We start from the raw sequence: 11,693 nt of genomic DNA on the forward strand, positions 1-11,693 counted from the left end.
GGTCTCCAAAACCGTTAGTACGGGTTCGAATCCTGTTGTCCCTGCCATTTAAAATAGCATATGTCGGCATAATATCACTAAACCGGCATTTAAACAACGTTTAGCCTGAGTAATTCAGGTTTTATTTGATATTTTGCTATCGGGAAAACCGATAACTTTACTTTGATTATATGTTAAATCTATATTAATGTCAACTTTATTTACAGTCTTTTATACCATGGAGGTAAGAAATGAGTAATTTAAAGCATTATAGACTTCAAAATAATCTTTCTCAAACGGAAGTTGCGAAGAAATTGGGCATTAGCCAAGCAACATATTCAGATCATGAATCAGGTAAATCACTACTTAATTCGGAACAGATACTTATTTTATGTTTTTTGTATAAATGTACTCCAAATGATTTACTCAATTTTAAGGAAGAATACTTAAGAATAATGGGAGATGTGTTTGATGAGTAGATTAGAGTATTGGAGTTCAATAACACTTGATGACATCAAAACAATTGATATGAATGAATATACTACACAGGTAGTAAAGAATAATAATCATTATGACTTGTTATATGTATTCAATGTATTTAGCAAGTTGAACAAACATAGTGATTTATATAAAAGAATAATTTTTCACTTTGTTGTTGGTAATATGATTTTGAATGGACGATCAACAGTTACCCTTGATAAATTACAGGCCGAGATGAGTAGGCTCAGCGAACTTGATTTATTTAATTATCCGGAACATTTATACATTGAAATTAAGAGAAGAATTGATTCAAGAATGTATTTTATGCGTAACTCATTAACTACTGCGGAAAAGAATGGATTTAACAACCTACTTCCATTATATAGGGAAGTAAATCATTTTACTTCTGCTTATGTTGCTCAAAAAATACGATTAACTGAAGAACAGTATATGAGAATCGAAAAAAATCCGTTATTGATGACTGTAAAAGATTTATTCCATTTATGCGATTTATATGAGGTGAGTCCAAATGACTTACTTAGTTTTAAAGCACAATATCAGTTAATAATGAAAGAAGTATTTGAAGATAAAAAATAGAGGTTATTACCCCTATTTATTATCTAAGTTATACTTACTAAAGAATGTTTTTTTAACATGCTCTTTTCGAGTATGTAAATATCTTTGTGTTGTCTCTAGATTACTGTGTCCTAATATTTCTTGAACAGATTTAATATCAGCACCATTCTCTAATAATATTGAAGCTAGAGAGTGTCTAAACATATGTGCATGAAGCTTATCCATATTAAATATTTTTCTATAGCGTTTCATCATCCAATCTATATCAAAATAATTTATTGGACGATCTAATCCTACATGATGAAGAAGATACTTACTGTTGGTCTTTATGGCCAGCATTTTTTTTATCTCTTGTGCTGTTGATTGTTGAAAGTAAACTATTCTATCTTCCTTGGTTTTTGTCGTTGTTAACAGTATTTCAAGTTGCTCTATACTTACGTTCTTTCGTTCAATTTTTATTAACTCATTGACTCGGCAACCAGTATCCATTAAAAGTAAAATACTGCACTTGATTGTTAGATTATTTGAAATATCTGGTAGAGTTAATACATGTTTCCTGATCGCTTTCAAAGTATGTAGATCAATCATCTCAAACGTTGTTGTTTTCTCTTTGAACTTCTTTATTGAGTTTAGATACTCGTTATTAATTCCTGCTTCCCTAAATGCTCTTTTTAGCATGCCAATCCTTTTATTAATCGTGATGTTCTTGCATGTTGACTTCATCTCCGTCACATAATCAATAAGCTTACTGTCATTTAACTCATTGACTTTAACAATATCATTTTTATTACACCAATTCAAAAAGTGTGTAAAGTGTGATACATAGTGATTAAAAGTGCCGATTGAATAGTTTAACTTTATATGTTTCAGTTTATTATCAATTAGTTCTTGTACTGTCATAATAATCTCCCTTTTATTAAATTGTCCTGGTAGCGAAAGTCCAACATTATTATTGTACAATCAAATAGGTGTTTTACTTTAATAAAACGGAGGTGTCAATGTTTGTCATCAAAACTAAAAGACACGAAAGTTATATATGTGTAGGTCTATACATATATATACTAAAGTATATATTGTATACATACATTTTACTGCTTTTGTTTAGGTTTACTTTCAGAGTCTTTAGGTTGATCGCTTTTTTCTTTTTTGTTGGATTTAACATCAGAGTCTTCAGCCTGCATTTTGTCAGTTTGCTTTTTGCCTGACTTTTTATTACGTTTCATATCCAATTCTGATTCCTCATTCGCAGCTCTTAGTTTTTTAGCTTCTAAGTGAAGCTCTTTTATCTGAGCAATTTGTTCTTCGATGACTTTTGTATATTTTTTATTTTGATACATAAACTGTGCGTCTTCGACAACCTGTCTATTGTCTTCAATGATTTCTTCAGACTTCTTTAGATTAGCTTTCTTCTGATACCAAACCACACTATATAGAGCTGATACTAATAGAAAGAAAATTAATGATATACCGAATGCTAAAACTATAAACGGTAGTATTTTATCTAATACTCTTAGCGTATTTTCTAATAATTGATTACCCATTTTTAACCCTCTCTTTAATTAGATTTTTTGGATGATACATCTTAACATGATCATATACGTCATTCATTGCCATGGTTTCAAAGTAATCGAAGTCAGCCCATTCGTTCTTAATGTAAAATGACTTAACTGGCTTAACACTTTTTTCCCCATTTGCGTCTATTGAGTATTGGTCTATAAAGAATCCTTTGATTTTAAATCGGTATGCTCCAGTTTCAACTAACCAATCTGGATAATCGAATCCGATGTCAACTCTTGGTTGTGTCAGCGACTGAGCTAAGTGCATTAACTGGATATCTACTTTGCCCATTTGAGTCGAAAAATAAATATGCTTGATGTATTTTCTAACAAGTACTGCATAATTCATAAAAGGCATGAACTTGTCATTATATTCTGTAGATCCATTTTCTCTATAGTTTAATATTCTATGACCTTCATCAACAATCAAAGAAGCAGCAATTTTATGATTAGGTTGTTCAATCATTCTTCGATCTCTCCAAAAGTCAGTAAAGTTATACAGATAATGATATTTATAGTAATAACTATTATCTTCTGATAGTCTAGCTTTTTCAAAATCAGAATTGATTAAACTAGGTTTGCCTGTTTTCAATCTAAATCGTTCGGCTAACATAAACTGTAGACTTGATTTCCCACATCCAGGTGGCCCAACAATGATATGTACTCCCGGTAGATCATAAATTAACCTATCATCCTTTTTACGTTTAGATATTAGAAATCCAATAATCCAAATAAAATGCCAGGGAAAAGTAAGGTATCGGACCTTTTTGTAAAATGGATTATCTACTATTCTTTTCTCTTTATCGAGCTTATACCAAATCTTATCCGAAATAAATGAGAAGATAGTCAACACAAGGTCAACTATCTTTCTATAAAATATCTCTGTTTTCTCGAAAAGAGAATTAATTTTTCTAGCTGCATCCTCGAGTATTTGTTCTAACTTTTCTGCTTTAGATTGTTGCATTAAATTACCCCATACCCTTTCAAAATCAGTAATCCTAATAATAATAATCCTATCCATAAGAGCATACCTTTTGGATCTGTTACTATTAATTTCAAGCTATTCCAGATGCTGCTCACGATAACATAGATTGGCTTAACAAGAAACGTTGCTATAATTAAAACTGCAAACAAAATAGCTTTGGAAGGATTTTCTATAATAAACATAAAGCCCTTCCAAAGAAGTTCCGTAATTGAAGTCATAAAATCTACCTAAATCTTATATAAATAAAGATGAAGATACCGATTGCGATTAACCAATACCATTTAGGATCACGTGAATACTTTCTAGGAAGTATTGACGTTAACACTTTAGAAACTAATAAACTTACAACAATGAAAAACGGTATCATAAATTTTAAAACGAAAGACCATAGTTTATTTAAAAATTCAGAGAATATATCAACTGGTTCTTTAATTTCTGGTGAATCTGCAATTAGCTGAGGTGGGTATGGTTTAGAATATTCGACACCTTCATAAACATACCTGATATTCATTAAAACAATATCTTTAATTTCCACTCCGTTAGAGCCTAATTTATCAAATTGGCCAAGGAAGATTCTACCAACTGTTGATTGTGGAGTAAACACTTGAGTAGGTACAAGTGATAACTGCATTTTGTTATTCAGATACTCAACAAAAGCTATTTTCTTTTCTGAAGTATATTCACTTGTTATGATTTCAATTTGCTCATAATCCCACAATTTATCAATACCGACTAATTGTGAAATTGGATTCCAATTGTAGTATAATCTAGCGAATGGGTTCCACCATGGCGCCTTTGTTGAACTCAATGCACCTGAATAAAGGTTTTGAGAATAAACATCATTCCATTGTCCCGGAGCGCCAAAAACATAATTATATCTATACTTGTAAGACATAGTTACTTGTAAAATGTCATCCAGCTTATAAGGTATAACTAAATCAACATAAGCCATATTATAGGTGCTAAAACCGTTTCCGGTGATTCTAGGTACTCCATAAACTGTATCTGTTAATGTTTCTTTAAATTCTCCTGTTGTTAGATTCCAAATAACGAAATCGGATGCATAGGGATTTCCTGCGTTCCAATCAAAGAAGAACCAAAGAAACTTATATTCAGTCGATGCAAAATACATAGTATAGACAACTTCCTTGTTATTTTTAAACTCTGGAAGGAAAATATTTTTAGCTACATATCTTAGATCAGGACTAAAATCAAAATAGATATTATATGAACCGTTATCTTGCTCAACAAGTTCAGGGGTTGTTAATTGACCATATTGTGCAGTATCATCCATTGTATTGGTAAACTCTGAGAATGGTTTAGTTCCGGAAGGTAAATCAGACCAATCTGTAATTTGTGTATAGAGTTCGATTGGCTCTTCATATTCAATAACAAATCTAATTGAGTAAACTCTTAGTCCACCCTGTGTCGTTGAAGGAGCTGAACCTGAGAAACCGTTATTCCACCATATCTCAATCGATTTTGATGTTGGTATGTTACCTTTTAGATCTAAACGTTTTGTCTCTTGATTCCAATCAGCATCGCTTGAAAGCCATTGATGAGTATCAGAACTAAATCCTGTGTTTATTGCAGCTAAATCAAATTCAAGATAAGTATTCTTAATATTTTGAGCATCATAGTAATTGAGTCGTGTTGTGATATTTGTTAAGTTAATTGAATATGTCGTCGAATACCCCATTTTAAGTGTCACAAAACCAAGACTCATATAGTTGCTCATATTAAATTCAACGTTGCTAAATGAGACAAATCCCTTGTCTATTAGAGATACTGATTCTTTATCGATAGTTGAAAATTCATCGGTACTAGCGTTAACGAATGATTGCGTTAAAGCAACGAATGTAAACAGTAATAATAATATTGAAGTTAGTTTTTTCATTTTAGTACCGCCTTTACTTTTGGTTTTGTAAACTTATAAATCGTGATGATCACAAATATGATTCCACCCCAAATTAAAATGTTCTTTAGGATATTTAAAAAGCTAGAAATCTTTGAAGCAGGTTTCTCATAAACGAAATCTGGAGTCGGTAGAGTTCCGGTATCAGATACATAAATCTTAATACTGAATGTATTATCGTATCCGGTTGAGTCTACTAATCTGAATACATAATCGTAAGTACCAGGAGTACCAAAATTTGCTTTATAAGTATTATTTAAAATATACATCTGAGTTGTTTCTATTATCTGAATGTATCCTGTTGATTCCAATGCTACAAGAATTGAATTTTGTGAGAGCTCAGCAGTTGTATTTGTGTAAATATCTTTATAGTTCCCAACTGCTTTTATTTGAGCCGGTAAAGACTCAACTACATTGACTTCGATGTCTTTTGGATAGACTGTTTCACCTTCAGCAACGTATAACTGAACCTCATAAACACCAATCCTATTTCCGTTACCCGTAAATTTGTCAAACGAAACCGAGACATCACCTATATCAGAAGAATAGAAGCTGATGATATCTGCAATCGTTAAAACTTGATTTTTTGCTTTGTGTATTACTTCAGGTCCTTCAATAACAGTACTCGCCTTAGTCTTTAAAGGACCAAGGCAAAATACAGCAGATAGAATTAGAAGTAGTACTGTTATTTTTTTCATAAAATTACTCCTTTATCTTTTTTTAGATTTTGAACCTAAATATAATCCAAATCCTAATATTGCAACAATGATTAAGTAGTCAGACCATTTCAAATTAGTGATGTTATCGACAATTGTAGATCCACCAGATGTGGTTGGAGTCCATTTTGCATAAAGCGTAATATCAGATGTAATTGAATCACTTACTATAGAAAATGGTTGAGATAGAGCTTCATCTTTATACCAACCGATAAATGTGTATCCTGTTCTTGTTGGATTAGTAACAACTAATTTAGATAAATCAGGTACTATCTTAGCATTAATAGGAGTTCCACCATTCGTTTCAAAATAAACGTGATGATAGATTACTTCAGAGTTTCCAACGAGTATTGTTGGATTAATTTGCGTAACATTATTATCAGAATCAGTTACTGACAATGTAATAGCATAAGTTCCTAAAGTCGTTTCGTTACCAGAATACAAATTAGTGAGTACTTCATAAGAAATGATATCTTCACTACGTCTGATAAACTCGATGATTTGTTCAATCGTAAGTGTATTATAAATATCAGTAGCAATCAATAAATCTGGTGTCGCAAACATCATTGGAGCTTCGATATCGACTAAGTTGATCGTGATTGTAACATCAAGATAGTTACCTGATGAATCACTATATCTCAATACAGCAGTTTTAATACCCGGAGTTGTAGCTGAAGTGTAATTATCACTGATGATTTGTAGTGTAGGATCGTTATAATCAAGGTAATCTATTGCACGACTATGCGCATTTTTCAAAATAACTGAAATTGGAGTTTTTTTGTTCATTGGTACTGTAAAACTTGTAGGACCATAAAATGTTGGTGGGTCAACATCGATAATCATTACTGTGATAGTAATATCTCTATAGTTTCCAGATCTATCAGAAGCGCGATAGACGATATCGTATTGATGTTCTTCGCCGTACCCTTGTTCAGCGTAGTATTCGCTAGAAATAACTTCGATTGTAATGTCCTCAACAGAGTCATAGTTATCTGATACCAATAAATCATCAAATAAATCCGTTTCATCAAATACAGGAGGATTTTCAAATGGTATTTCTATTAGTAGATTAGTAATTCCGAAAGTTGGTTTTGTTGTATCTTTAGCAATTACAGTAATAGTTGTTGTAGTAACATTGTTTGAACTATCAGTTACTTGATAAATAAGCGTGTATGGAGTATCAATAACGATACTATTTGAAGTTCTAGCAGTTTCGTAAGTTCCTCCCTGATATGTAATCAAATGCGATATATCTCCGTCAACATCATCAAGCGCTGTTAATTGTGATCTAATTTGTGCTTCTGTTGGTAAATTATCAATATCAACAGGGATTGTTGTTGGTTCAATTATCGGCTCATCATCTAGTTCGAAAAAGATATAAAACTGTGTGATTGGATTCGCTTCTATCGTTCCATAGCCAAACATTCCTTCTTCAAAACTTACCAACGGAAGCGGATTTGAATTGTCTTTTTTAATTGCTTCAACATAGAATTCGTACGAATTTGTAATAATATGAAAACTACCATAAGAAGAAAAAGCATGCCCGTTTGATTGTAAAGAAGAAGTACTCCATCTGAAGTATTCAATACCATTATCATCAGTGATGACTAAATCAACAGCTCCAACCGGGAAATCAATCGACTGTTCATTCAATGTCGGATTAAGTTTTGATATGTCGATAACGTTATCAGAGTTGAATGATAGATATTGTTTCTGATTGTGTAGCTTGTAGTGGGCTTTATCTGCTGTCAAAGTATCATCATCAATCTCAAAATAAATAATTAGCTGTGTTGAGTCAATTCCACTATAAGAAATAATATTATCAGGATCAGAAATTGACTCTATTTGATTGGTATCATTATCCCCTGAAATATAAAAAGATAGTTGTTCAATTAAGCTTAAATCTCCTGAGTAATCAGGATTCATAATTTGATTATTAAATACAGAAAATACAGAAAATAAATATGCATCTTGAGGTATATCAATGGTTATATAACCACCTGTAAACTCATCAAGAATAAATCCAGCAGCTTGTAAAGAAAATATATCAAAACTTGATACATGGGTTGTTTCATTTGTAGCTGTTCCAAAATGAACATAAACCCGATTCCCTTCAGTAACATAAGTTACCCCTGCAGTAGTTTCAGCATATATATTAATGTTTAATTGATTAGCGCCTAAAAAGGCGGTAATCATAAGAAATAAACTTAAAATTAGTTTTTTCATTGATTACCACCCCGACTATTTCAATACTTTCTTCGAAACAACTATCGAACCAAATACTAATCCCAGCACGATTGCTAAGAAAGAAGCATAGTCAACGATATTTGCTCTGACGTCAGTAAAGAAATTGTGGATCTCTTTCCACCAACTAGGTGCCGTAGCTGATAAAGTAGTGAAAGGGACAATCACCGTCATCAATGCTGCAGCAAATACTAAGAACAATACAACTTTGTAGATTGATTTCTTAGTAGATTTTTTTAAAACTCTTTTTTTAGCCATAAAAATAACCTCCTTAGCTAATGAGAGTGAGTAACTCTCTACCAAAATTGTAAAACAATTTAAAGATAATTCATTTTTAGCCGACAAATTAATTTCTTTAAATATAGTGTTGACAACTAAACATTAAAAGCTGTTAAGTAGCAGTTTTTTTTATGCACTTAAATCGGTTTTAAGGGCTTTTGGTTTTGACTTGAACAATGACTCAAAAACAAATAACAAGTTGATTCTATCTGGTACTGCATTACGCTTTTGACCTTGCAGAAGGACGGGACTAAAGGGACCCGTCATCCGTTTACAACCCGAAGGGGCCTTTGACTTGTAATCGATACGAAGTAGCGTCTTTGTATCTGGATTGATTACAGTAACTAATCGAGAACGATAGTTCATTAACTATAATTGTTCATTAATCGGCCATACGGTTTAATAAAGACTTTCTATCATGATTTATCATGATAGAAAGTCTTACTATTATGGTGCAATTAAGATAATGGTAGTACGCAATCTAATTTTAAAGGGTGAAAACTAAAAAGAACATGGGTGCAATCTAATTTTAAAGGATATAAAAAAAAGACACTGAGTTGATAAAATTCAGTATCTTTTCTTTGAATAAGGAGAGTTAATGAAGCAAATATAAGTATAAATTAAGCCTAAAACAAGCTCAAATAACCTACTTGAAGTAGGCTTTGTTTATATTAGAAAGAAAGCTCTGATAGGGGATTTAGACCTACCATGCTGCCAAATGCTTTTCGAAGTTCTGAGATACGTTCATCAGACTTTGAAACATCTGGAGTTAATTCTTTTGAATTCATGTATTTTTGATTACGTTCAACAATCTCTTGTATATGTAGATCATACTCTCTATACATCTCGTTAATCTTTTGAACCTCTTGGATGAGTGCATGACGTTTCTTTTCGTTTGTTTCACGTTCAATTCTCTTTAGCAACGATTTAGCCTTTGAAGGTTTAATAGTTGCTGGCATTTGATTTCTAAGGTGCTTGATAGGGTTATCTCTTGATAGTAGTTCGATATCTTTTTTCTTCATAGACAAAATACGAAGTAATGTTTCTTCGTTTACGGATATGCCTATACGTCTAGTTTTAGATTCGTTTTCAAACTTACGTTCAATAAGTCCGATAGATTCAAGAATAGTAAATCCCCATTGGATAGTACGCTCTGATCTCTTTATACCTGCACCACGTTTCTCGATGCCTTTTTCTGTGTAAGTATCACGAATAAAATAATCGTTTGAGAACTTAACTTCACCGGTTGCAGCGTATTGCTTAACAATCTCATGAGCCATTTTGACATATGAAAAGCCGTTACCTAGCTTTAGCCAAGTATCAGCGATTTTATTAGTCTCAAATGTGAAGTCTTGTATTCTCATGTAACCAGCCATTGATTATTCCTCCGATTAATTCTTTAGTAATTCTTCGTATTCTTCCATGTATTCTGGAACGAATACAACCTTCTTTTTATGTTTGTAACTGTGATTATGTTTGTTATCTAAGAACTTGATAACGAGTTGTGTAGTGTTGATTTTATAGTTATTAAATGTCTCTAGTATCTTGTCTAAATACGCTTTAGAAAATGAGTTACCAGATGCGTTACAATTTGATATAGCTTTGATTAAAACTCCGTTTAAAACTGACCTTGGATAATTTCTATTAGCCTCATAAAAAGCTGAAACGTGCCATGACACGATATCAATCATTGAAGGTTCTAATAAAGCGATCATGATTTCAATAAACGTTGACTGTTCAAGTAGTTGTGCCTTTGTCAAAGTGGTTTGCCGACCTTTCTTTAGCTATCTCATCAGTAGTAGTTGCTAAAGCTACTAGACTAGCTCAGCATCGAGCTAGTTTCGAACACTGGGAGGTATTCGTATTATTAGGCAAAAAGGCCTATTTATCATTAATGTTCTTGTCTTTCTTTTCATTCTTTGATATTTGTTTCTCATTCAAAATGTGAATTAGGAAACAATGAAATGATACTATTACTGATAATAATGAAATCAATATGTAAAGAAAATATATTTCTGTGTTACTCATAATTTTCAACCACCAGTTTGCAGTTCTGAAAACCAACTTCAAGAGAGATTGCTTTCACTAATCTATCTAGTATTTTTGGATCCAGGGAACTAAAGTTTCTTCTATGATTTTTTGAACCAAGGTCAATCTTTTTATTCTTTATGATATCAATTGCAGGAGTTGTTACCCACTTAGAATGAACTTTTATATACATGTTTAATTTACTCATAATTATTCTTCTTCAAATAAGAATGCTATATCATTCTCACTTAGATCATCTTCTGATTGACATGACATTTCTTTAATCGAAAAACTATGTGATTCCATTTTGTCATCGATAGTCGATATTAGACGAACAGAACCGGTTTCTAGTAGTGCCTCATAAACTTTAATCTTCGTTTCATCATCTGCATATGACAGCTTATCAATCAGTTTGCTAAATACTTCGTCTCGTTCTTTTAGTATAATCTTTTGCATAATCTTGCCGACCTTTCTGCCTTAGTAGGCTATGTGGAAGTATAAGAGGTCGGCAAACGACTTATACCCCCACATAGAACACTAAAGCTTTGTTCTATATGCTCAATTTCAATTTCAGCTTATTTTGATAAGCCTTTTTTTCATACTCTATCAGATACTTGATTCTATTGAGTTCTGATTCCGTATAACCACCCTTTTTGGAAAGCATGAACTCGTCTGCAGTTGAAACATCTGGAGCGTGTTTTAATACTCGTTTATAGATTCTTACGTCTCCGACTGAAACCATATACGCTTTCAAACTAATTTCGATTTTTCTATAAGTTGATGCCTCCATTTGTTCACCTCTTATACTTTAAAAATGAAATCGCCTATTTCGGCGACTTAATAATTTCATGTATTTGCCGCTACTTTTATTCAGTTTAATAATCATGGTCTCCAAAACCGTTAGTACGGGTTCGAATCCTGTTGTCCCTGCCATT

The 11,693-nt window shown here is 32.3% G+C and carries 16 protein-coding genes; 2 read left to right on the forward strand and 14 right to left on the reverse strand.

Annotated features, from left to right (window positions below; translation table 11 throughout):
• Positions 1-230: 230 nt before the first annotated feature.
• Positions 231-458 carry a helix-turn-helix transcriptional regulator gene (locus tag JN09_RS07415; RefSeq protein WP_204434490.1) on the forward strand — a complete coding sequence of 76 codons (228 nt, stop codon included), beginning with the start codon at positions 231-233 and terminating at the stop codon, positions 456-458.
• Positions 451-1,056, forward strand: a complete 606-nt coding sequence (locus JN09_RS07420; protein ID WP_204434492.1) for a hypothetical protein — start codon at positions 451-453, stop codon at positions 1,054-1,056. Before JN09_RS07415 ends, JN09_RS07420 begins: the two co-directional genes overlap by 8 nt.
• A gap of 12 nt (positions 1,057-1,068) precedes the next feature.
• Here JN09_RS07420 and JN09_RS07425 read toward each other — a convergent pair whose 3' ends face one another.
• The 14 genes from JN09_RS07425 to JN09_RS07490 form a co-directional block, all read right to left on the reverse strand.
• Complete coding sequence (locus JN09_RS07425; protein ID WP_204434500.1) at positions 1,069-1,935, reverse strand: tyrosine-type recombinase/integrase; 867 nt, start codon at positions 1,933-1,935, stop codon at positions 1,069-1,071.
• A 188-nt stretch (positions 1,936-2,123) separates the two neighbouring features.
• The gene (locus JN09_RS07430; RefSeq protein ID WP_204434502.1) at positions 2,124-2,576 is read right to left on the reverse strand and encodes a hypothetical protein; all 453 of its coding nucleotides are present in this window, start codon (positions 2,574-2,576) and stop codon (positions 2,124-2,126) included.
• Positions 2,569-3,555 (reverse strand): ATP-binding protein, encoded by a 987-nt coding sequence (locus JN09_RS07435; RefSeq protein ID WP_204434504.1) that lies wholly within the window; start codon positions 3,553-3,555, stop codon positions 2,569-2,571. The genes JN09_RS07430 and JN09_RS07435 overlap by 8 nt, the downstream gene beginning before the upstream one ends.
• Positions 3,555-3,725 (reverse strand): hypothetical protein, encoded by a 171-nt coding sequence (locus JN09_RS07440; RefSeq protein WP_204434506.1) that lies wholly within the window; start codon positions 3,723-3,725, stop codon positions 3,555-3,557. The genes JN09_RS07435 and JN09_RS07440 overlap by 1 nt, the downstream gene beginning before the upstream one ends.
• Positions 3,726-3,799: 74 nt before the next feature.
• Positions 3,800-5,473, reverse strand: a complete 1,674-nt coding sequence (locus JN09_RS07445; protein ID WP_204434508.1) for a hypothetical protein — start codon at positions 5,471-5,473, stop codon at positions 3,800-3,802.
• On the reverse strand, positions 5,470-6,189 hold the full coding sequence (locus tag JN09_RS07450) for a hypothetical protein (RefSeq protein WP_204434510.1): 720 nt from the start codon (positions 6,187-6,189) through the stop codon (positions 5,470-5,472). Before JN09_RS07450 ends, JN09_RS07445 begins: the two co-directional genes overlap by 4 nt.
• A gap of 12 nt (positions 6,190-6,201) precedes the next feature.
• Positions 6,202-8,433 carry an InlB B-repeat-containing protein gene (locus JN09_RS07455; RefSeq protein ID WP_204434512.1) on the reverse strand — a complete coding sequence of 744 codons (2,232 nt, stop codon included), beginning with the start codon at positions 8,431-8,433 and terminating at the stop codon, positions 6,202-6,204.
• 15 nt (positions 8,434-8,448) lie between these two features.
• Complete coding sequence (locus JN09_RS07460; RefSeq protein ID WP_204434514.1) at positions 8,449-8,709, reverse strand: hypothetical protein; 261 nt, start codon at positions 8,707-8,709, stop codon at positions 8,449-8,451.
• 150 nt (positions 8,710-8,859) lie between these two features.
• Positions 8,860-9,096 carry a hypothetical protein gene (locus JN09_RS07465; protein WP_204434515.1) on the reverse strand — a complete coding sequence of 79 codons (237 nt, stop codon included), beginning with the start codon at positions 9,094-9,096 and terminating at the stop codon, positions 8,860-8,862.
• 305 nt (positions 9,097-9,401) lie between these two features.
• Positions 9,402-10,106, reverse strand: coding sequence for a hypothetical protein (locus tag JN09_RS07470; protein WP_204434517.1), 705 nt, complete (start codon positions 10,104-10,106; stop codon positions 9,402-9,404).
• Between the two features lie 15 nt (positions 10,107-10,121).
• On the reverse strand, positions 10,122-10,490 hold the full coding sequence (locus JN09_RS07475; RefSeq protein ID WP_204434519.1) for a hypothetical protein: 369 nt from the start codon (positions 10,488-10,490) through the stop codon (positions 10,122-10,124).
• A 260-nt stretch (positions 10,491-10,750) separates the two neighbouring features.
• On the reverse strand, positions 10,751-10,966 hold the full coding sequence (locus JN09_RS07480) for a hypothetical protein (protein WP_204434521.1): 216 nt from the start codon (positions 10,964-10,966) through the stop codon (positions 10,751-10,753).
• A gap of 2 nt (positions 10,967-10,968) precedes the next feature.
• Entirely contained in the window at positions 10,969-11,214 is a 246-nt protein-coding gene (locus JN09_RS07485; protein ID WP_204434523.1) for a hypothetical protein, read from the reverse strand.
• Between the two features lie 94 nt (positions 11,215-11,308).
• Positions 11,309-11,548: a hypothetical protein gene (locus JN09_RS07490; protein WP_204434525.1), complete on the reverse strand. Its 240-nt coding sequence runs from the start codon at positions 11,546-11,548 to the stop codon at positions 11,309-11,311.
• Positions 11,549-11,693: the final 145 nt, after the last annotated feature.

The sequence above is a fragment of the Paracholeplasma morum genome (assembly GCF_016907055.1).
GTDB lineage: Bacteria > Bacillota_I > Bacilli_A > Acholeplasmatales > UBA5453 > Paracholeplasma > Paracholeplasma morum.